The organism is Stenotrophomonas sp. Steno-Z2 (assembly GCF_056393235.1).
This window is the reverse complement of the sequence record NZ_JBWJOY010000001.1, coordinates 750,461-772,466: the sequence shown is the minus strand read 5'-3', so window position 1 is coordinate 772,466 and position 22,006 is coordinate 750,461. Positions and strand designations below refer to the sequence as shown.

15 protein-coding genes are annotated in these 22,006 nt (G+C 70.2%); 12 read left to right on the top strand and 3 right to left on the bottom strand.

Annotation, left to right across the window (positions count from 1 at the left end):
- The 7 genes from AC06FP_RS03435 (at position 1) to dld (ending at position 10,128) form a co-directional block, all read left to right on the top strand.
- The gene (locus AC06FP_RS03435; RefSeq protein ID WP_478074494.1) at positions 1-1,437 is read left to right on the top strand and encodes a cryptochrome/photolyase family protein; all 1,437 of its coding nucleotides are present in this window, start codon (positions 1-3) and stop codon (positions 1,435-1,437) included.
- 111 nt (positions 1,438-1,548) lie between these two features.
- The gene (gene dcp / locus AC06FP_RS03430; protein ID WP_478074493.1) at positions 1,549-3,705 is read left to right on the top strand and encodes a peptidyl-dipeptidase Dcp; all 2,157 of its coding nucleotides are present in this window, start codon (positions 1,549-1,551) and stop codon (positions 3,703-3,705) included.
- Between the two features lie 178 nt (positions 3,706-3,883).
- A complete protein-coding gene (gene lepB, locus AC06FP_RS03425) occupies positions 3,884-4,504 on the top strand; it encodes a signal peptidase I (RefSeq protein ID WP_478074745.1) in 621 nt (206 codons plus the stop codon).
- 201 nt (positions 4,505-4,705) lie between these two features.
- Positions 4,706-6,364: an L-lactate permease gene (gene lldP, locus AC06FP_RS03420; protein WP_478074492.1), complete on the top strand. Its 1,659-nt coding sequence runs from the start codon at positions 4,706-4,708 to the stop codon at positions 6,362-6,364.
- Positions 6,349-7,146: a transcriptional regulator LldR gene (lldR, locus tag AC06FP_RS03415; RefSeq protein WP_456117370.1), complete on the top strand. Its 798-nt coding sequence runs from the start codon at positions 6,349-6,351 to the stop codon at positions 7,144-7,146. Before lldP ends, lldR begins: the two co-directional genes overlap by 16 nt.
- Entirely contained in the window at positions 7,143-8,285 is a 1,143-nt protein-coding gene (gene lldD, locus AC06FP_RS03410) for an FMN-dependent L-lactate dehydrogenase LldD (protein ID WP_478074491.1), read from the top strand. Before lldR ends, lldD begins: the two co-directional genes overlap by 4 nt.
- Before the next feature lie 130 nt (positions 8,286-8,415).
- Positions 8,416-10,128: a D-lactate dehydrogenase gene (gene dld, locus AC06FP_RS03405; protein ID WP_478074490.1), complete on the top strand. Its 1,713-nt coding sequence runs from the start codon at positions 8,416-8,418 to the stop codon at positions 10,126-10,128.
- 66 nt (positions 10,129-10,194) lie between these two features.
- On the opposite strand, the gene AC06FP_RS03400 is transcribed toward dld, so the two are convergent.
- Complete coding sequence (locus tag AC06FP_RS03400; protein WP_478074489.1) at positions 10,195-12,276, bottom strand: S9 family peptidase; 2,082 nt, start codon at positions 12,274-12,276, stop codon at positions 10,195-10,197.
- A gap of 97 nt (positions 12,277-12,373) precedes the next feature.
- A complete protein-coding gene (locus AC06FP_RS03395; protein WP_478074488.1) occupies positions 12,374-13,342 on the bottom strand; it encodes a LysR family transcriptional regulator in 969 nt (322 codons plus the stop codon).
- A 108-nt stretch (positions 13,343-13,450) separates the two neighbouring features.
- On the opposite strand from AC06FP_RS03395, the gene aceB reads away from it, so the two are divergent.
- The 4 genes from aceB (at position 13,451) to AC06FP_RS03375 (ending at position 20,397) form a co-directional block, all read left to right on the top strand.
- Positions 13,451-15,088 (top strand): malate synthase A, encoded by a 1,638-nt coding sequence (gene aceB / locus AC06FP_RS03390; protein WP_478074487.1) that lies wholly within the window; start codon positions 13,451-13,453, stop codon positions 15,086-15,088.
- 115 nt (positions 15,089-15,203) lie between these two features.
- The gene (aceA, locus tag AC06FP_RS03385; protein ID WP_478074486.1) at positions 15,204-16,535 is read left to right on the top strand and encodes an isocitrate lyase; all 1,332 of its coding nucleotides are present in this window, start codon (positions 15,204-15,206) and stop codon (positions 16,533-16,535) included.
- Positions 16,536-16,717: 182 nt separating this feature from the next.
- Positions 16,718-17,764 carry a GGDEF domain-containing protein gene (locus tag AC06FP_RS03380; RefSeq protein ID WP_456117363.1) on the top strand — a complete coding sequence of 349 codons (1,047 nt, stop codon included), beginning with the start codon at positions 16,718-16,720 and terminating at the stop codon, positions 17,762-17,764.
- A gap of 2 nt (positions 17,765-17,766) precedes the next feature.
- Complete coding sequence (locus tag AC06FP_RS03375) at positions 17,767-20,397, top strand: putative peptide modification system cyclase (protein WP_478074485.1); 2,631 nt, start codon at positions 17,767-17,769, stop codon at positions 20,395-20,397.
- On the opposite strand, the gene AC06FP_RS03370 is transcribed toward AC06FP_RS03375, so the two are convergent.
- Positions 20,352-20,690: an NHLP-related RiPP peptide gene (locus tag AC06FP_RS03370; protein ID WP_478074484.1), complete on the bottom strand. Its 339-nt coding sequence runs from the start codon at positions 20,688-20,690 to the stop codon at positions 20,352-20,354. The genes AC06FP_RS03375 and AC06FP_RS03370 overlap by 46 nt on opposite strands.
- Positions 20,691-20,809: 119 nt before the next feature.
- On the opposite strand from AC06FP_RS03370, the gene AC06FP_RS03365 reads away from it, so the two are divergent.
- Positions 20,810-22,003 carry a putative peptide maturation dehydrogenase gene (locus tag AC06FP_RS03365; protein ID WP_478074483.1) on the top strand — a complete coding sequence of 398 codons (1,194 nt, stop codon included), beginning with the start codon at positions 20,810-20,812 and terminating at the stop codon, positions 22,001-22,003.
- Positions 22,004-22,006: the final 3 nt, after the last annotated feature.

Genomic DNA, 22,006 nt, shown 5'->3' with positions numbered 1-22,006 from the left:
ATGGGCACCGCGCTGGTCTGGCTGCGCGACGACCTGCGCCTGGACGACCAGCCGGCGCTGCGCGCGGCGCTGGACCGCGGCCTGCGGCCGCTGCCGGTCTACATCCACGCGCCGGAAGAAGAGGGCGCCTGGGCGCCGGGTGCGGCGTCGCTGGCCTGGCGGCGGCGTTCGCTGGCGGCGCTGGCCGACGCGCTGGAGCGGCGCGGTTCGCGCCTGTTGCTGTCGCGCGGGCCCACGCTCACCGCCCTGCAGGCGCTGGCCGCGCGCACCGGCGCCGAAGCGGTGCTGTGGACGCGGCGCTACGAACCGGCCATCGAACAGCGCGACGCGCAGATCAAGCGCAGCCTGCGCCAGGCCGGCCTGCACGCCGAGAGCTTCAATGGCGCGCTGCTGTTCGAGCCGTGGGAACTGGCGACCCGGCAGGGCGACCCGTACCGCGTGTTCACGCCGTTCTGGAAATCGGCGCGCGCGCACTGGCGGACGCCGGCCACCTGGGAGGCGCCGTCGCGCCTGCCGTCGCTGGACGCGGTCGACCTGCCCGCGGGCGAGCGCCTGGACGCGCTGCTGCCTGCACCGCGCCCGGCGTGGGACGCCGGCTTCTGGCAACGCTTCACGCCCGGCGAAAACGGCGCGCGCGCGGCCCTGCAGGGCTTCCTCGACGGCGCCGTGCACGGCTACGCGCAGGGCCGCGATTTCGCCGCGCAGGCGGGCACCTCGCGGCTGTCGCCGCACCTGCACCACGGCGAGCTGTCGGTGCGGCGCATCGCCGCCGCGGTGCTGGACGCCGGCGATGCCATCGCCGAGGCCGACCGCGACCGCTTCCTCGCCGAACTGGGCTGGCGCGAATTCGCCCACCACGTGCTGCATCACTACCCGCGGGTACCCGACCACAACCTCGACCCGCGCTTCGACGATTTCCCGTGGGCGGCGCCCGATGCGGCGCTGCTCGACGCGTGGCGGCGCGGGCGCACCGGCGTGCCCATCGTCGATGCCGGCATGCGCGAGCTGTGGCACACCGGCTGGATGCACAACCGCGTGCGCATGGTGGTGGCCAGCTGGCTGAGCAAGCACCTGCGCCAGCACTGGCGGCATGGCGCGCGCTGGTTCTGGGACACGCTGGTAGATGCCGACCTGGCCAACAACACCCAGGGCTGGCAGTGGACCGCCGGCACCGGTGCCGACGCGGCGCCGTACTTCCGCGTGTTCAACCCGGTCAGCCAGGCGCGGCGGTTCGACCCGGACGGCGCCTACATCGCGCGCTGGGTGCCGGAACTGGCGCAGCTGCCGTTGCCCACGCGGTTCGCGCCGTGGGAACACCCCGAGCTGGCGCGCCGGCTGGCGCCGGGCTACCCGGCGCGGTCGCAGGTGGACCTGGCCGCGGGCCGGGCGGCTGCCCTGGCCGCCTTCGCCACGCTGCGCCGCGGGCGCGCGGGCTGAGCCAACCGACAGGCGCCGCGCGTCCAGACGCCACCATCGGCACATGCCAGCCCGTGGCCGACGGAGTAGGGTTTGCGGTCGCACGCACACCGTCCCACAGGAGCACGTTACATGTCGCGCACCGTCATTCTGGCCGCCGCCATCAGCCTCGCGCTGGCGGCCTGTTCCGGCAAGGAGTCCACCGCCCCCGTGACCACCGACACCCCGACCGCCGGCCAGCCGGCCGATGCCTCGACCAATCCGTTCATGACCGCCAGCGCGCTGCCGTTCCAGGCGCCGGCGTTCGACAGGATCAAGGACGGCGACTACCTGCCGGCCTTCGAGGAAGGCATGCGCCAGCAGCTGGCCGAGATCAAACAGATCACCGACAACGCCGAACCGGCCACCTTCGACAACACCCTGCTGCCGCTGGAGAAGTCCGGCGCCATCCTCGACCGCACCAGCCGCGTGTTCTTCGGCGTGGTGCAGGCCGACACCAATCCCGAGCGGCAGAAGATCCAGGAAGAGGTGATCCCGAAGCTGGCCGCGCACAGCGACGCCATCCACCTGGACGCCAAGCTGTTCGCGCGGGTGAAGGCGGTCTACGACGCGCGCGCCGGCGCCGGCCTCGACCCGGAGCAGCTGCGCGTGGTCGAGGAAACCTACAAGGGCTTCGTCAAGGCCGGCGCCGAGCTCAGCGACGCCGACAAGGAAACGCTGAAGCAGTACAACGCCGAGGAAGCCACCCTCGCCAACGACTTCCACAACAAGCTGGTCGCGGCCACCGCCGCCGGCGCGGTGGTGGTCGATGACAAGGCGAAGCTGGCCGGCCTGTCCGATGGCGACGTCGCCGCCGCCGAGGAAGCGGCCAAGGGTCGCAAGCTCGACGGCAAGTGGGTGCTGGCGCTGCAGAACACCACCCAGCAGCCGGTGCTGATGTCGCTGCAGGACCGCGACCTGCGCGCCAGGGTGCTGGAAGCCTCGGAGACCCGCACCGAACGCGGCGACGCCAACGACACCCGCGCGATCATCCAGCGCCTGGCGCAGCTGCGTGCGGCCAAGGCCAGGCTGCTGGGCTTCCCCAACTACGCCGCCTACAACCTCGGCGACCAGATGGCGCAGACCCCGGCCAACGCGCTCAAGCTGCTGACCGACACGGTGCCGGCCGCGACCGCCAAGGCGCGCGGCGAGCTGGCCGAGATCCAGAAGGTCATCGACGCCCAGAACGGCGGCTTCAAGGCCACGGCCTCGGACTGGGATTTCTACGCCGAGCAGGTGCGCAAGGCCAGGTACGACCTGGACGAAGCGCAGATCAAGCCGTACTTCGAGCTGGACAACGTGCTGCAGAACGGCGTCTTCTTCGCCGCCAACCAGCTCTACGGCCTGACCTTCAAGGAGCGCAAGGACATCCCGGTGTACCACCCGGACGTGCGCGTGTTCGAGGTCAGCGACGCCGACGGCCAGCCGCTGGCGCTGTTCTACGCCGACTACTTCAAGCGCGACAGCAAGTCCGGCGGCGCGTGGATGGACGTGTTCGTCGAACAGGACGGCCTGACCGGCGCCAAGCCGGTGGTCTACAACGTGTGCAACTTCACCAAGCCCGCCGCCGGCCAGCCGGCGCTGCTGAGCTGGGACGACGTGACCACGATGTTCCATGAGTTCGGCCACGCCCTGCACGGCATGTTCTCCAATACGAAGTACCCGAGCGTGGCCGGCACCGGCGTGCCGCGCGACTTCGTCGAGTTCCCGTCGCAGTTCAACGAGCACTGGGCGTCGGACCCGAAGGTGTTCGCCAATTATGCGAAGCACTACCAGAGCAAGGAGGCGATGCCGCAGGCGCTGGTGGACAAGATCGCCAAGGCCAGGACCTTCAACCAGGGCTACGCCACCACCGAGTACCTGGCCGCGGCGCTGCTCGACCTGGCCTGGCACACCCAGGGCGCCGACGCGCCGCAGCAGGACGTGGACACGTTCGAGGCCGAGGCGCTGAAGAAGTACCACGTCGACCTGGCGCAGGTGCCGCCGCGCTACCGCAGCAGCTACTTCGACCACATCTGGGGCGGCGGCTATTCGGCCGGTTACTACGCCTATTTCTGGGCGGAGATGATCGACCACGACGCCTTCGAGTGGTTCAAGGAGCACGGCGGCCTGACCCGCGAGAACGGCCAGGTGTTCCGCGACAGGATCCTGTCCATCGGCAACACCCGCGACCTGGCTACCGCCTATCGCGAGTTCCGCGGCAAGGACCCGAGCGTGGAGCCGCTGCTGAAGAACCGCGGGCTGAAGTAAGCCGCGCGGCACGAAGCGGGAGGGGCGACCCTCCCGCTTTTTTGTTGTCGATCCACATGCCGTGGAGGCGACGCGTTGGAGGATGGCTGCCGCTGCGGGCGTGCCTGCCTGCACGTGGCCAGGAACTTTCCGCGAAGGCCGGCAGTCGATGCTGGACCTGCCCGTGGAGTGCACCACCATGACCCGCGACGACCGCGCCGCTTCCGCCCATCCCGTGCTGGCCTGGCTGCGCCGCGAAGCGCTGCCGCTGGCGGCGATGCTGTTGCTGCTGGGCGCCGCGCGCGACACGCTGGCCAATCATTACCAGGTGCCCAGCGGTTCGATGCAGCCGACGCTGCAGCCCGGCGACCACGTGGTGGTGGACATGCGCGCCTACGGCCTGCGCCTGCCGTTCACCGGCATCCGCCTGCTCGACACCGGCCACCCGCAGCGCGGCGATGTGGCCGTGTTCGATTCGCCGGCCGACGGCACGCGGCTGATCAAGCGGGTGGTGGCGGTGGCCGGCGACCGCGTCGAGCTGCACGACGGCCATCTGCGCATCAATGGCCGGGCGCTGGGCGGGGCGCCGCAACAGGAAACCTTTGGCGCGAAGCAGGTACTGCTGGACCTGGACGCCGGCGGCGGCCCGGACATCGACGGCCTGGTCATTCCCGAGGGCAGGCTGCTGGTGCTGGGCGACCATCGCGGCAACAGCCTGGACGGCCGCTACTTTGGCCTGGTCGATGCCGACACGGTGTACGGCAAGGCGCGTGCGGTGTTCTGGCGCCGCGGCGAGGGCATGCAGTGGCGCGCGCTGTGACACCGCCGGCCTCGGTCGCGCGGCCTTTCTGAAAATTGGTCTGTCCAATATGCAGGAAAAAGCTGTGATCTAATGCGTTCTCCGCGGGCTGCCTGACTGTATCCGCATCCGCCGGGCCGGTCGCCGCTTATTGGTAATACCAATTCGGCGCCGTGGCGCGCCTGCCGCGTGCAGGCGCTGTCCGTCCATTGGGGAATCGACATGCAGCCCTGGGAACAACTGTACGACCCGGCCGGAAACATCTGGCTGTCCAGCCTGATCGCGCTGCTGCCCATCGCCTTCTTCTTCGTCGCGCTGGCCGTGCTGCGCATGAAGGGCTGGCTGGCCGGCACGCTGACCGTCGCCATCGCCTTGGGCGTGGCCCTGCTGTTCTACCGCATGCCGCCGCTGCAGGCGCTGGGCGCGGCGCTGTATGGTTTCGTCTACGGCCTGTGGCCGATCGCCTGGATCATTCTCGGCGCGGTGTTCCTGTACAAGATCTCGGTGCGGACCGGCCAGTTCGACATCATCCGCGCCTCGATCCTGTCGGTGACCGAGGACCAGCGCCTGCAGATGCTGATGGTCGGCTTCGCCTTCGGCGCGTTCCTGGAGGGCGCGGCCGGCTTCGGCGCGCCGGTGGCGATCACCGCCGCGCTGCTGGTCGGGCTGGGCTTCAAGCCGCTGTACGCGGCGGGCCTGTGCCTGATCGCCAACACCGCGCCGGTGGCGTTCGGCGCGATGGGCATCCCGATCATCGTCGCCGGCCAGGTCACCGGGCTGGACGCGTTCGAGATCGGGCAGATGGCCGGCCGCCAGCTGCCGTTCCTGACCCTGGTGGTGCTGTTCTGGATCATGGCGATCATGGACGGCTGGCGCGGCATCCGCGAAACCTGGCCGGCGGTGCTGGTGGCCGGCGGTTCGTTCGCGCTCGCCCAGTACCTGACTTCCAACTTCATCGGCCCGGAGCTGCCGGACATCACCGCCTCGCTGGCCTCGCTGGTGTGCCTGACCCTGTTCCTGCGCCGCTGGAAGCCGCGGCGCATCTTCCGCTTCGAGACCGAGGCCAGCGCCGAGGCCGCCGCACTGGCGCAGGCGGCGCCGCGCCACAGCGCCGGGCAGATCGCACGCGCCTGGTCGCCGTTCCTGATCCTCACCGCCCTGGTCACGCTGTGGAGCATCAAGCCGTTCAAGGCGCTGTTCGCCGCCGGCGGCGCGCTGGAAGGCTGGGTGCTGAAACTGCAGGTGCCGGGCCTGGACAGGCTGGTGCGCAAGATGCCGCCGATCGTCGATGCGCCCAGCGCCTATGAAGCCGTGTACAAGTTCGACTGGTTCTCGGCCACCGGCACCTCGATCCTGCTGGCGGCGCTGGTCGCGATCCTGGTGCTGCGCATGCCGGCGCGGGCCGCGCTGTCCACCTTCGGCGAGACCGTGCGCGAGCTGAAGACGCCGATCTATTCCATCGGCATGGTGCTGGCCTTCGCCTTCATCGCCAACTACTCCGGGCTGTCGGCGACGCTGGCGCTGGCCCTGGCGCACACCGGCGATGCGTTCACCTTCTTCTCGCCGTTCCTGGGCTGGCTGGGCGTGTTCCTGACCGGCTCGGACACCTCGTCCAACGCGCTGTTCTCGGCGCTGCAGGCCACCACCGCGCAGCAGCTCGGCGTGTCCGACGTGCTGCTGGTGGCGGCCAACACCACCGGTGGCGTGACCGGCAAGATGATCTCGCCGCAGTCCATCGCCATCGCCTGCGCGGCGGTGGGCCTGGCCGGGCGCGAAGCCGACCTGTTCCGCTTCACCATCCGCCACAGCCTGGTGTTCGCCGCGCTGGTCGGGCTCATCACCAGCGCGCAGGCGTGGTGGCTGACGTGGATGATCCCGTGACCGCGCCGCGCCGCGAACCGCAGCGGGTATCGGACCGCGTGGCCGCGCAGCTGCGCGCGCTGGTGGAAGACCAGCAGCTGCAGGCCGGCGACCGCCTGCCGGCCGAACGCACGCTGGCGGCGCAGCTGGGCGTGTCGCGCACCGCGCTGCGCGAAGCCATCGCCCAGCTCAGCAGCCAGGGCCTGCTGAGCGCGCGCGTCGGCGGCGGCACCTATGTGGCCGAGCCGGCGGCACGCGCGCGGCAGGCCATCGACGAACCGCTGGCGCCCTACCTGCCGCTGTTCCAGGGCGACCCGGAATACCGCTTCGACGTGCTGGAGATCCGCCACGCGCTGGAAGGCGCAGCGGCCTGGCATGCCGCGCTGCGCGCCACCGCCGAAGACCGCGCGCGCATCGCGCGCGCCTTCGCCACCATGATGGACGCGCACGGCAAGGACGACCCCGCCGGCGAGGCCCGCGCCGACGCCGACTTCCACCTGTCCATCGCCGAGGCCTCGCACAACCTGGTGCTGCTGCAGGTGATGCGCGGCCTGTTCGACCTGCTGCAGACCAACATCTCGCAGAGCCGCGAACGGCTGTACACCTCGCCGCGCACCTTCTCGCCGCTGTCCGACCAGCACCGCGAGATGATGGACGCGGTGCTGGCCGGCGACCCTCCGCGCGCGCGCGCCGCCGCGCTGGCCCATCTGGAGTTCGTGCACACCACGCTGCGCACGCTCGACGAAAACGAGGCCCGGCGCGCGCGGGCCTCGCGCCTGCCTTCCTCCACGGTCGACCCATGATCATCTCCGCTTCCACCGACTACCGCGCGGCCGCGCTGCGCCGCCTGCCGCCGTTCCTGTTCCACTACATCGACGGCGGCGCGTATGCCGAGCAGACGCTGCGCCGCAACGTGTCCGACCTGGCCGACATCGCGCTGCGCCAGCGCGTGCTGCGCGACATGGCCGACCTGTGCCTGGACACCGAGCTGTTCGGCGAGAAACTGGCGATGCCGGTGGCGCTGGCGCCGGTGGGCCTGACCGGCATGTACGCGCGCCGCGGCGAGGTGCAGGCCGCGCGCGCGGCCGACAGCCGCGGCATCCCGTTCACCCTGTCCACCGTGTCGGTCTGCCCGATCGAGGAAGTGGCGCCGGCGATCCGGCGGCCGATGTGGTTCCAGCTGTACGTGCTGCGCGACCGCGGCTTCATGCGCAACGCGCTGGAGCGCGCGCAGGCGGCGGGCGTCACCACCCTGGTGTTCACCGTGGACATGCCGGTGCCGGGCGCGCGCTACCGCGACGCGCATTCGGGCATGAGCGGGCCCAACGCGGCGCTGCGCCGCTACCTGCAGGCGGCGACGCACCCGCGCTGGGCGCTGGACGTGGGCCTGCGCGGACGGCCGCACGACCTGGGCAACATCTCCACCTACCGCGGCCACCCGACCGGGCTGGCCGACTACATCGGCTGGCTGGGCAGCAACTTCGACCCGTCGATCTCGTGGAGGGACCTGGAATGGATCCGCGAGTTCTGGAAGGGGCCGATGCTGATCAAGGGCATCCTCGACCCGGACGACGCGCGCGACGCGGTGAAATTCGGCGCCGACGGCATCGTCGTTTCCAACCATGGCGGCCGCCAGCTCGACGGCGTGCCGTCCACCGCGCGCGCGCTGCCGGCGATCGCCGACGCGGTGCAGGGCGAGCTGAAGATCCTCGCCGACTCGGGCATCCGCAGCGGCCTGGACGTGGTGCGCATGCTCGCGCTCGGCGCCGACGCCGTGCTGCTCGGCCGCGCCTTCGTCTACGCGCTGGCCGCGCAGGGCGAGGCGGGCGTGGCCAACCTGCTGGACCTGGTCGCGCAGGAAATGCGCGTGGCGATGACCCTGACCGGCGCGCGCCGCATCGCCGACATCGGCCGCGATTCGCTGGTGCGGCTGCCGGCGTGAACCGCGGTCGCCCGTGTAGGAGCGGCTTCAGCCGCGATGAGGCTTTACCGGTAAAGCCCCTTCGCGGCTGATGGCCCGAGGCCACCCAGAGCCGCTCCTACGAAAAGCCAAGGCTTCACCAGGAACTCCCATGTCCACGCAACGCTCCCATCCCACGCTGCTGACCACCCTGCGCCAAGCCGTCGGCCGTCGCCACGTGCTGACCGGCGACAGGGCCACGCGCCGCTTCCGCAGGGGCTACCGCTTCGGCGAGGGCCCGGTGCTGGCGGTGGTGCGGCCGGGCACGCTGCTGGAACTGTGGCGCGTGCTGGAGGCGGCGGTGCAGGGCGGCGCGGCGATCATCCTGCAGGCCGCCAATACCGGCCTGACCGGCGGCTCCACGCCAGATGGCGACGACTACGGCCGCCCCATCGTGCTGGTCAGCACGCTGCGCCTGGTCGGCATCCAACTGCTGGACGGCGGCCGCCAGGTCGTCTGCCTGCCCGGCGCCACGCTCGACCGTCTGGAACAGACGCTGGCGCCACTGGGCCGCGAGCCGCATTCGGTGATCGGTTCCTCGTGCATCGGCGCTTCGGTGCTGGGCGGCATCTGCAACAACTCCGGCGGCGCGCTGGTGCGGCGCGGGCCGGCGTATACCGAACTGGCGCTGTTCGCGCAGGTCGATGCCGACGGCCGGCTGCAGCTGGTCAACCACCTCGGCATCGCGCTGGGCGATGAGCCGGAGGAAATCCTGCAGCGCCTGCAGGCCGGCGACTACACCGCGGCCGATGTCGGCAGCGGCGGTGGCCGCGCCGCGTCCGACCCGCGTTACGCCGCGCAGGTGCGTGAGGTGGATGCGCCTACGCCGGCACGCTTCAACGCCGATCCGGCGCGGCACTACGAGGCCGCCGGCTCGGCCGGCAAGCTGGCCGTGTTCGCGGTGCGCCTGGACACGTTCGAAAAGGAAGCGACCGAAGTCTTCTACATCGGCAGCAACCGCACCGACAGTCTCACCGCGATCCGCCGCCAGCTGCTCACCGGCTTCGAGCGCCTGCCGATTTCCGGCGAATACATCCACCGCGACGCCTACGACATCGGCGAGCGCTACGGCAAGGACGTGTTCCTGCTGATCGACAGGCTCGGCACCGCGCGCGTGCCGGCCGCGTTCGCGTGGAAGAGCCGCATCGACGGCGCGCTCGAGCGGCTGGGCCTGCGTGGCGTGACCGATCGCGTGCTGCAGGCGCTGGTCGGCCCGCTGCCCGCGCACCTGCCGCCGCGCATGGGCCAGTTCCGCCAGCGCTACGCGCACCACCTGCTGCTGAAGGTCTCCGCGCAGGACGCGGCGGCCACCGAAGCGTGGCTGCGCGGGTTCTTCGCCGGGCATGAAGGCGGCTTCTTCCATTGCACCGCGGAAGAGGGACGCAAGGCCTTCCTGCACCGCTTCGCCATCGCCAGCGCGGCGGTGCGCTACCGCGAGGCGCACCGCGACACGGTGGAGGACATCGTCGCGCTGGACATCGCGCTGCGCCGCGACGACCGCGACTGGTTCGAGCAGCTGCCCGCCGACCTCGACGCGCGCCTGCTGCACAAGCTGTATTACGGCCACTTCCTGTGCCACGTGTTCCACCAGGATTACATCGCGCGCAAGGGCGAGGACCCGCTGGCGATCGAGCACGCGATGTGGGCGCTGCTGGACGCGCGCGGCGCCGAATACCCGGCCGAGCACAATGTCGGCCACCTGTACCCGGCCAAGCCGGCGCTGGCCGATTTCTACCGCCGGCTCGACCCGCGCAACGTCTTCAACCCGGGCATCGGCCGCACCAGCAAGCAGGCCGGCTGGAAGGGCTGCGACCACGCGCATTGAGCGGCCGCGCGCCGGCGCGGGAAGCGGCCCGGCCGGCTGCGCCGGGCCGCCTGCGTCGTCCCCGCCTCAGCGGCGGATGTCCTGGACGTGGGTACGGATCGCATCGGCCAGGCCGGGCACGCCGTCCGCGCCGGTCGGCACGGTGATGCTGGAGCCCTTGAAGTCGTCGCCGATGGGCTGCGCGCGCCCGCCCAGGCACTGCGCCAGGAAGCCTTCGGCCACCGCGTTGAACGCCTTGTTGTTCTCCGGGCGGGCGAAGCCATGGCCTTCGTCCGGGAACAGCACGTAGGTGACCGGGATGCGCCTTTCGCTCATCGCCTTGACGATCTGGTCGCTCTCGGCCTGGCGCACGCGCGGGTCGTTGGCGCCCTGGCCGATCAGCAGCGGCCTGCTGATGCTGGCGACGCGGGTCAGCGGCGAGCGCTCGGCCAGCAGCTGCTTGCCGGCGGCGGTGCGCGGGTCGCCGACGCGCCGGGCGAACTGTTCGAAGAACGCGGCCCAGTACGGCGGGATGGTGGACAGCAGGGTGTCGAGGTTGGAGGGGCCGACGATGTCCACGCCGCACTTGAACGTGTCCGGGGTGAAGGTCAGCCCGACCAGGGTGGCGTAACCGCCGTAGCTGCCGCCCATGATCGCGACCTGGTCCTTGGTCGTCACCCCGTTCTTCACCGCCCAGTCCACCGCGTCGATCAGGTCGTCGTGCATCCTGCCGGCCCATTCGCCGTCGCCGGCGTTGGTGAAGGCCTTGCCGAAGCCGGTGGAGCCGCGGTAGTTGACCGCCAGCACCGCATAGCCGCGGTTGGCCAGCCACTGGTGGTAGGCGTTGTAGCCATAGTCGTCGCGCGCCCAGGGCCCGCCATGCACCAGCAGCACCATCGGCACCGGCGCGTCGGCCTTGCCGTCGCCATTGGCGTCCGCGGTCCTGGGCAGGGTGAGGTAGCTGACCAGGGTGAGGCCGTCGCGCGAGCGGATTTCCTGCGGCCATTGCGCCGCCAGCGGCTTGCCTTCCAGCGCCGGGCGCACGGAGAACAGCTTTTCCGGCGTGCCGCCGCGCACGTAGCGGTAGTACGCGGCCGGCGCCTCGGCGGCGGAGTAGGCGACGATCCAGGTCCGGTCGTCGAGCGTGCGCGAGGCGACGCTGAAGCTGCCGGGGCCGATGGCCTTGAGCTTTTCCAGGTCGGGTGCGATGGCCGGGTCGATCGCCTTCCACTCGTTCTTCAGGTAGTTGACCGCCACCGCCTGCGCGCGCTGGGTCGCCGGGTCGTCGAGGGCGTCGCTGATGTCGGCGCGGGCGTCCTCGAAGACCAGGGTCTTCGCGCCGGTGCCGGTGTCGATGGCGTACAGCGCGGCGGTGTCGCGGCCGCGCGAATCGAAGAAGTACTGGGTCCTGCCGTCGCTGGTGTAGCCGCCGGGGAAGCTGGTCAGCGAGTCGGCGAACGGGATGTCGCCGCTGACCTTCCAGCCGCCCCTGCCATCGGGTTCGAGCAGGTCGTTGCCGCCGTCGCTGCGCGCGCGGCTGGCCATCCTGACCTTGAAATCCGGGTCGGCGATGTAGCCGGCGATCTGCTGGCTGTTCTTCTCCAGCAGCGTGCGCTGGCCGCTGGCCAGGTCCACGCGGTACAGGTCGTGCCATTTCGGATCGCGGTCGTTCATCGCCACCAGCACCGACTCCGGGTGCAGGTGGCTGACGCCCACGACCTCGGCGCGGGTGTTGGGGAAGTTGCTGAGGTCGCGCGCCTGCCCGGTGGCCAGGTCCACCGAGAACAGGTGGAAGTTCTCGTCGCCACCGGTGTCGCGCAGGTACAGCAGGGTGTCGGGACGATGGCTCCAGAAGTACTGGCGGATGCCGCGCGCGGCGTCCTCGGTGACCGCGCGCGCCTTGCCGAGGTCATCGGCCGGGGCGACCCAGACGTTGAGCACGCCGTCGACCGCGGCGACCCAGCTCAGGTATTTCCCGTCCGGGCTGATCTGTACGTTGGCGCGTTCGGGATTGCCGAACAGCGCGTCGCGCGGGATCAGCTCGGGCGGGGCGGCGGGCGCGCTGGCGGCGGGTGCCTGCTGCGCGTCGTTGCCGGCGGGCGTGCCGTTGCAGGCGGAAAGGCTCAGGGTGAGGGCGAGGCTGACAGCGAACAGCAGCGTGCGATCCATGGCAAAGCTCCGTTAGGCCGCGCTGGCGGGTGCGGCAACGCTAGCGCGGAACCGGGGGCGCTGCGTTAAGCCGCCAGCCGCGGGTGCAGCGCGGGGTTCACCGCTCCGAATGCCCGGTGTCGTCGTACTGGCGTGGCGCGAACAGGTCCGGGCGGATCAGTTCGATGAAGGCGCGCGCCTGCGGCGACAGCACCTTGCCGCGGCGCACCGTCACCCCGTAGCTGCGCTTGGGGAAATAACGCGCCATCGGCCGGATCGCCAGCCGTTCGCGGTCGGCGTCGTTGAGGCACAGCGCGGTGACGATGGAAATGCCCATGCCCATCGCCACGTACTGCTTGATCACCTCCCAGCCGCCGACTTCCAGCGCCACCGTGTAGGGCACGCGGTGGCGCTGGAACACCAGGTCCACCAGCCGCCAGGTGATCTGCCGCTTCGGCGGCAGGATCAGCGGCCAGGCCGAGAGGTCTTCCAGGCCGAGCTCGCGCCTGCCGGCCAGCGGGTGCCCGGGCGGGGTGATCAGCACCTGCTCGAAGTCGTAGACCGGCGCGTAGCTCAGGTCGCCCGGCACATCGAGCATCGAACCGACGGCCAGGTCGGCGGCGTCGCTGCGCAGCAGTTCGGTGCCGTCGGCGCTGATCGCGTCCTGCAGCACCAGCCGCACGTCGGGATGGCGCCGGCGGAAGTCCTCGACGATCTTCGGCAGCAGGTACAGGATCGTCGACGAATTGGCGGCGACGGTCAGCTCGCCCGCGTCCAGGCCACGGACCTTGTCGCGGAAGCCGGCCTCCAGCCCGTCCAGGCTCTCCACCAGCGGCTGCGCCATCTCGTACAGCAGCTGGCCCTCGCGACTAGGCACCAGGCGCCGGCCGCTGCGCTCGAACAGCACCACGCCCAGCTCCCGTTCCAGTGCCTGCAGCTGCAGGCTCACCGCCGGCTGGCTGACGAACAGCGCCTCGGACGCCCGCGAGACCGAGCCCAGGCGGACCGTCTGGCAGAACGCGCGCAGCGGCTTGAGCCGGTCGGACTTGTAGGAAAAACGCGGGCTTGCGGGCTTCTTTCCGGTCATTTGAGCCGATTATTAGCACAACTTATGTGGGGTATTGCAAAAACTGTTTTGATAAATAAGTGACCCCGGCGGCACGGTGGAGGCCCCCGACACCTGCAGGGTTCCGCCATGTCCGCCGTCGCCTCCGCCGTCCCGTCCGCCTCCGCCCGCCCCACGCCGGGCATCACCGTGACCGCCCGCCTGGCCGGCCAGGCGGCGCTGCTGCCGGCCGCGGCGCTGGCGTTGCTGGTGTCGCTGCACCGGGCGGTGGAGCCGGAGCGACAGGCGCGGCTGGCGGCGCGGCGCCAGCGCCAGGCCTTCTTCGACCAAGGCGGCCTGCCGGATTTCCGCGCCGACACCGCGCATATCCGCGCCGGCGACTGGACGGTCGCGCCGATCCCGGCCGCGCTGCAGGACCGGCGCGTGGAGATCACCGGCCCGACCGACCCGAAGATGGTCATCAACGCGCTGAACTCCGGCGCCCGGGTGTTCATGGCCGACTTCGAGGATTCGACCTCGCCGACCTGGCGCAACCTGCTGGCCGGCCAGCAGGCGCTGGCCGGCGCGGTGCGCGGCGACCTCGAGTACACGGCGCCGGCGGCGGGCGGCAGGCCCGGCAAGCACTACGCGCTGCGGCCGTTCGAAGAGCAGGCGGTGCTGATCGTGCGCCCGCGCGGCTGGCACCTGGACGAGAAGCACGTGCTGGTCGACGGCCAGCCGATCGCCGGCGGCCTGTTCGACGCGGCCGTGTTCGCCTTCCACAACGCCCGCGCGCTGATGCGCCGCGACCGTGGCCCGTATTTCTACCTGCCCAAGCTGCAGTCGATGGAGGAGGCGGCGCTGTGGGAGACCGCGCTGTCGCACATCGAGGGCATGCTCGGCCTGCCGCACGGGCAGATCAAGGTCACGGTGCTGATCGAAACGCTGCCGGCGGTGTTCGAGATGGACGAGATCCTGCACGCGCTGCGCGGGCGCATCGTCGGCCTGAACTGCGGGCGCTGGGATTACATCTTTTCCTACCTGAAAACCTTCCGCCGGCACGCCGACAAGGTGCTGCCCGAGCGCGGCCAGGTGACCATGACCCAGCCGTTCCTGAAGGCGTACTCGGACCTGCTGATCCAGACCTGCCACCGCCGCGGCGCGCACGCGATGGGCGGCATGGCCGCGCAGATCCCGATCAACCACGACGCGGCCGCCAACGAGCAGGCGATGGCGCGGGTGCGCGCGGACAAGCTGCGCGAGGTCAGCGCCGGCCACGACGGCACCTGGGTCGCGCACCCGGCGCTGATCCCGGTGGCGCGCGCGATCTTCGACGAGCACATGCCCACGCCCAACCAGCACCACGTGCTGCGCCGCGACGTGCAGGTCGGCCGCGACGAACTGGTCGCGCCGTGTACCGGCACCATCACCCGCGCCGGCTTCGAGAACAGCGTGGAAGTGTGCGTGCGCTACATGGCCGCCTGGCTGGACGGCAACGGCTGCGTGCCGATCCACAACCTGATGGAAGACGCGGCCACCGCCGAGATCAGCCGCAGCCAGATCTGGCAGTGGCTGCATGCCGGCGACCAGCACCTGGACGACGGCACCGCCATCGACTTCGCCCTGCTGCAGAGCACGCTGCGCGCGCTGCCGGCGCGGCTGGGCGACACCGCCGCGCTGCCCGGCGCCGGCCGCATCGCCGAGGCCATCGACCTGCTCGACGGACTCAGCCGCGCCGACGAACTGGCCGAGTTCCTGACCCTGCCGGCGTACCGGCAGATCGACTGACGTTTCCACTGCCCGTCCCCCGTAGGAGCGGCTTCAGCCGCGAAGGGGACTTCCGGGCAATACCCCTCGCGACTGAAGTCGCTCCTACAGGCCACATTCCCCCAAGGAGTCCACCATGAGCACCCATCAGCAACAGATCGACGCCCTGCAGCACGACTGGGACAACAACCCGCGCTGGGCCGGCATCAAGCGCCCCTACGGCGCCGCCGACGTGGTGCGCCTGCGCGGCACCGTGCAGCCGGAACACACCCTGGCCCGGCGCGGCGCCGAGCGCCTGTGGAAGCTGGTCAACGGCGAGGCGAAGAAGGGCTACGTCAACGCCTTCGGCGCGATCAGCGCCGGCCAGGCGATGCAGCAGGCCAAGGCCGGGCTGGAAGCGGTGTACCTGTCCGGCTGGCAGGTGGCCGCTGACGGCAACACTTCCGAGACCATGTACCCGGACCAGTCGCTGTATGCCTACGACTCGGTGCCGACCATGGTCCGCCGCATCAACAACACCTTCCAGCGCGCCGACGAGATCCAGTGGAAGAACATCGTCGACGGCAAGCTGGCCGAAGCCGACGCCATCGATTTCTTCCTGCCCATCGTCGCCGACGGCGAGGCCGGCTTCGGCGGCGTGCTCAACGCCTACGAACTGATGAAGAACATGATCGTCGCCGGCGCCGCGGGCGTGCACTTCGAGGACCAGCTGGCGGCGGTGAAGAAGTGCGGGCACATGGGCGGCAAGGTGCTGGTGCCGACCCAGGAGGCGATCCAGAAACTGGTGGCCGCGCGCCTGGCCGCCGACGTGCTGGGCGTGCCCACCATCGTGCTGGCGCGCACCGACGCCGAGGCCGCCAACCTGCTGACCAGCGACTTCGACCCCAACGACGCGCCCTTCGTCACCGGCGAGCGCACCGCCGAGGGCTTCTACCGGGTGCGCAACGGTTTGGAACAGTCGATCAGCCGCGGCGTGGCCTACGCGCCGTACGCCGACCTGGTGTGGTGCGAAACCGGCACCCCGGACCTGGGCTTCGCCCGCGAGTTCGCCCAGGCCGTGCACGCGGCCAGCCCCGGCAAGCTGCTGTCCTACAACTGCTCGCCCTCGTTCAACTGGAAGAAGAACCTGGACGACCGCACCATCGCCCGCTTCCAGGACGAGCTGGCCGCGCTGGGCTACAAGTACCAGTTCATCACCCTGGCCGGCATCCACATCAACTGGTTCAACACCTTCAGGTTCGCCCGGGACTACGCCCGCGGCGAAGGCATGCGCCACTACGTGGAGCAGGTGCAGGAGCCGGAGTTCGCCGCGCGCGGGCAGGGCTATACCTTCGTCTCCCACCAGCAGGAGGTGGGCGCCGGCTATTTCGACGACGTGACCACGGTGATCCAGGGCGGCGCGTCCAGCGTCACCGCGCTGACCGGTTCCACCGAGGAGGCGCAGTTCCAGCCCGGCAAGGCGGCCTGAGCGGCAGCGTTTCAATACGCTTTTCACTTCCTGGGTATGGATCACGGGCGGCCGCGCGGGCCGCCCGTCCTTTTGGCCCGCCATCAAATTGATGGCGCAGGACTGAGACGTCCCGCACGCTTTGCGCCGGTGCTATCCTTCCGCGCTGGCCCCAGGGGACACGGGGCGGTGGGGCTGAGGGAATGACCAGCGACAGTGCTGCAATCATGGCCGAGGATCGCGAGCTGGGCGTCGCTCGCATGGCGCTGGCCGAAATCGTGCATCCCGTGCTCTCGCCCGACGAATTCGCGCTGTTCTCGCGCTTCGGCCGGCCGCGCCAGGTTGCCGCCGGCGAGGTGCTGTTCCGCCGCGGCGACGCGGGCGATGCCATGTACATCATCGTCAGCGGCGTCGTCGACCTCGATTTCGGCGAGGACCTGGTGGTCAAGTACCTGGGCGCGGGCGAGTTCTTCGGCGAACTGGGCCTGCTGATCGGCGACCACCGCCGCGGCGCCGACGCCCGCGCCTCCACGGAGCTGAGCCTGCTCGAGCTGGGCCACCCCGATTTCCAGAAACTGGTGGACCACGACCCCGGCCGCGTCGCCTATTTCCTGCGCCGCACCATCATGCGCGTGGTGTCCAACGAACAGGTGCTGATCCGGCAGCTGCGGCGCCGCAACCACGACCTGGAAGCGGCGCTGGACAATCTCTACACCACCACCCACCAGCTCAACCACACCGAAGAACTGGTGCGGACCGACGAACTGACCGGCCTGCACAACCGCCGCGGCCTGACCCTCTACCTGCAGGAATGCCGGCAGCCGTCGCGCAGCCCGCCACAGGGCCTGCTGCTGATCGACTGCGACCGCTTCAAGAGCGTCAACGACGAGCATGGCCACCTGGTGGGCGACCGCGTGCTGCAGGCGCTGGCCAACATCCTGCGTTCGGTGGTGCAGCCCGACGGGCTGGCCTGCCGCCTGGGCGGCGACGAGTTCTGCCTGCTGGTGCAGACCGCCGACCGGGAGGCGCTGGAGCATGTGGCCGGCTTCATCCTGCACGCGGTGCACGGCCTGCTGGAACGCTCGCAGCCGGTGCCGCGCATCTGCCCGGTGAGCATCGGCGCCTGCCTGCTCGACCCGGTGCGCGACTGGAACGACTGGTACGCCCACGCCGACAGCGCCCTGTACGAGGCCAAGCGGCACGGCGGAAACCGGCTGCAGTGGCCGGTGGACTGGGTGGGAGGCAGCTGAACATGCAGCATGAATCCGCCAAGCGCGACGGCGAGGAAGCGGCGGGCGCCCCGGCGCCCCGCGTGCACACGCTGCTGATGACCGACCTGTGCGACTCGGTCGCCCTGGTGGAACGGCTGGGCGATACCGCGGCCGCGGAACTGTTCCAGGAGCACGACCGGCTGGTGCTGCGCATCCAGCAGCAGTGGAAGGGGTGGCTGATCGACCGTTCCGATGGCCTGCTGCTGCTGTTCGAGCGGCCGGTCAACGGCCTGGGGTTCGCGCTGGACTACCGGCAGGGGCTGGAGGAACTGGCGCGCTCGCGCGGCATCGACCTGCAGGCGCGCACCGGCATGCATGTCGGCGAAGTGCTGACCTGGCACAACAGCGCCGAGGCGGTGCAGGCCGGCGCCAAGCCGCTGGAAGTGGAAGGCCTGGCCAAGCCGCTGGCCGCGCGCCTGATGACCCTGGCGCGGCCGGGGCAGATCCTGCTGTCGGCCGTGGCCGAATCGCTGGCGCGCCGTTCGTCCCGCGAACTGGGCGGGCGCAGCGAGCACCTGCTGTGGAAATCGCACGGGCGCTGGCACTTCAAGGGCGTGCCGACCACGCAGGAAGTGTTCGAGGTCGGCGAGCCCGGTTTCGCGCCGCTGCGCATGCCGCGCAGCACGGCCAAGGCCTGGCGCGACCTGCCGCTGTGGCGACGTCCGGCGGCGCTGGTGGCGGAACTGGCCCTGTTGGCGGCGCTGGGGACGGTGGGCTGGTTCGTGGTGCGCCCCGAGCCGGCGCTCGCCTTCACCGAGCGCGACTGGGTAGTGGTGGGCGATCTGCGCAATCTCACCGGGCAGACGGTTCTGGATACATCGCTGCAGCAGGCGTTCCGGATCAGCCTGGAACAGTCCAAGTACGTCAACGTACTCAGTGACATGAAAGTGCGCGACACGCTGTCGCGGATGCGCAAGGACCCGGAAAAGGTCCTGATCGACCGTGCCGTCGCCTCGGAAGTGGCGCTGAGGGACGGTGCCCGCGCGGTGATCCTTCCGGTTGTCTCGGAAGTGGGCGGCCGCCTGCGCATCACCGCGGAAGTCGTGGACCCCGCCACGCAGAACACGGTCTACACCGAGTATGCCGACGGGCAGGGAATCGAATCGGCGCTGGGTTCGGTCGACCGGGTGACCACGCGCCTGCGCAATCGTCTTGGCGAGGCGATGGCGGTCATCGGGCGCAACTCGCGGCCGCTGCCTGAAGTCAGTACCCGCGACCTGGACGCCCTGCGCGCCTATGCGCTTGGCCAGAAGGCCTACGGGAAAGGCCAGTTCAAGCAGGCGCTGGGGCTGTACGAGCATGCGGTGTCGCTGGACAAGGATTTCGCGCTGGCGCACCTGGGGATGCTGCGTGCCCTCAACGTGACCGAGCAGCTGCCGAAGGGCCTGCTGAGCCTGCAGAAGGTGCAGGCGATGACCGGTCGCCTGTCGCCGCGGGAGGCGATGTATCTGCAGGCCTGGGAAGTGCAGATCAACAGCCCGGGCGAGGCCTATGAAAAATGGCGGCAGATGTCCGATCTCTATCCGGACTTCTACCCGGCCGCCGCCAATGCGGGCTACGCGCTGGAAATGGAGAACCGGTACGAGGAAGGGCTGCCCTACATCCGCCGTGCCTCCGAGTCCCGCTATGAGTTCGCCCCGCTCTCGCAGGAAGCGCTTGGACGCATGTCGCTGGCGCTGGGCAACTACGCCGATGCCGCGGCGGCGTTCACGCGCGCCTCGGAAAGCGGGTTGGTGACGGCGGCGGTATGGCAGGCCAACCTCCATGCCGTCCAGGGCAATTTCCAGGAAGCCGAGCGCCTGTGGCCGCGCGACGTGAAACTGGCCGTGCCCTATTTCGATCATGTCTCCCACTACCTCGACCAGGGCGATCTGCAGGCGGCTTCGTCGGAGGCGCAGCGACTGCTGCGCACCTTGCCGGTGGACGGCAGCAGGTTCCGGCAGGGGCAGGTACAGGTCGCGGTCATGCAATTGCTGTCCGGCGGGCGCAGGGAGGCGCTGGAGACAAGCCGCAACATCGTCCGCAGTTCCGTGGCCGCGCTTGAGGGCGCAGCGGGCCTTTCGGCGCGTGGGGAGGCCGTCACGGCGGCCTATGGGGCGATTCTCGCCCAGCGTCTTGGGGACCCCGAGCCGGCCAGGCAGCTGATATCCCGCCTGGAGCGGGCGCCGGACATCGTGGCCATGCAGCCGGTGGGCGGCTTCCTGCAGGTGCTGAAAGCGCGGGACCTGATGGCATCAGGCAAGTCCGCGCGGGCGCTGGAGGGGCTGGTTTCCACGCTCGGCCAGCATGAGTCCTTCCAGTTGCGGGTCGCGCTGATGGAGGCCTACATCGCCGAAACGAACCCCGAGGCCGCGCTGCGCCAGGCTAACTGGCTGGTGGCGCACCGTGGCTGGGCATACGCCGAGTACGGCGGATGCGGATGGTGCGGGCAGAGCCTGAACCTCATCGATGCCAACCTGGCCCGGCTCGCGAAGATCGAACTGCTGGCGCAGCTTGGCCGCCGCGAAGAGGCGCGCAAGGAACTGGAGTCGTTCGACGGCTACTGGAAGAACCGGATGCTGCCGGACTATCTGCGGACCCGCCGCGACGCCCTGCTTTCCACATTCAATTGAATGGGGATCATCGCCAGGCCATGCGTCAGCATCCTGCGGATCTCCTCGCGCGCCTTGGCGATGCGTTCCTTGGTGGCCAGGCGCTTCACCATGAGGCTGGCGCGCAGGTAGGCCAGCTCCGCCGCGACGTCCTGCTGCGTCGGCACATGCCCGATCTGCAGCAGCGCGGCGGCCGGATCCTTGCGGAATGCACGGCGGAACGCGTTGTCCGTGCTCAACAGGTCAAGAAGACGGTCGGCGATGGCGGGTTCGAGCGCGATGTGCCCTGTCGGCTTGCCGGATTTCTTCGTCACCACGTCGTGTCCTTCGATGCAGACTTCACGGAAGGGACAACATCTCGGACGTCGTGGACAGCCGGCTGCCTCGTCCCCATTCAAGGCATGCACAACTATACGTTTGGCCAGGGGGGCGTGTGAAGGTAAGACGGTGTTCGATCCTGCATCTGGAGCCCCGGGAGCAGGTCGAATTCGACCTGGCCGCATTGTTGTCGGGCGGGGATGGCCTGGCGCGTGGCTACCGGTGGGTGGCCCTGGCGGCGCACCTGGGCGAGGAGGTGGCCGTCGATGAGGCCGAATGCCTGCTGCTCGGGCGGATCAGTCCGGAATCGTGGACGGACGCGGCTGCGTTCGGGGGCGACGCCGCCAGGCCGCTGCGCTCGCTGCTGCGCAAGGGGCTGGTCATTGGCCGGCATCCGCGCCATTCGGCGCATCGCGTGCGGGACGAAGCGATGCGGCAAGGCCACTGGCACCCACTCGCCGCGACCTTCCATGCATTCACCCGCTGGGTGGATGCCGATGCGGTGCGGGCGATGCAGGAGACGGGAACGTCCACCGCCGCCGAACTGCGGCAGCAGCTTGGCTCGCCTCCCCCCGAAGTCATCAGCCGCGCCGGGGAGGGGGATCGTCTTCATCTCGCCCGGGAAGCGGGCAATGAGTTCGACCAGCTGCTGGAACGGCGCGTCACCTGCCGCAATTTCGATACCCGGCGGCCGCTGCCGGCGGCCATGGTGGCGCGCCTGCTCGGCCGGGTGTTCTCCGCACAATCGGCGGTGCGGGTGACGGACGACACCGTCTTCCTCAAGAAGACCAGTCCATCGGGGGGCGGGCTGCACCCGATCGAGGCTTACCTGCTGGTCCGCAACGTCGAGGGGGTCGCGGACGGGGTGTACCACTACCACCCGCTGGCCCATGCGCTGGAGCCGTTGCCGGCCCCGGCCATCCCGGTCGAACAGCTCATGCTCGATGCATTGGCGCAGCAGCACTGGTTCGCGGACGCGCATGTGCTGGTGGCGCTGTCGCCGCGCTATGCCCGCAACTTCTGGAAGTACCGGTTCCATGCCAAGGCGTATCGCGCGATCGTGCTCGAGGCCGGGCACCTGTCGCAGACGCTCTACCTGGCCGCGACCGAGCTGGGGCTCGGGGCCTACGTCACCTGCGCGATCAACGAGGCATTGCTCGAACAGGCATTCGGCCTGGACCCGGTCGCGGAGGGCGTGCTGGCCGTATGCGGATTCGGGTGGCGGGCGGCGGAAATGGAGACGATGGAGCTCGATCCGGCGGAACGCATCTGGAAGGCTCCGACCGCCGGCGATCCTCCGGCGGTCTGAGGG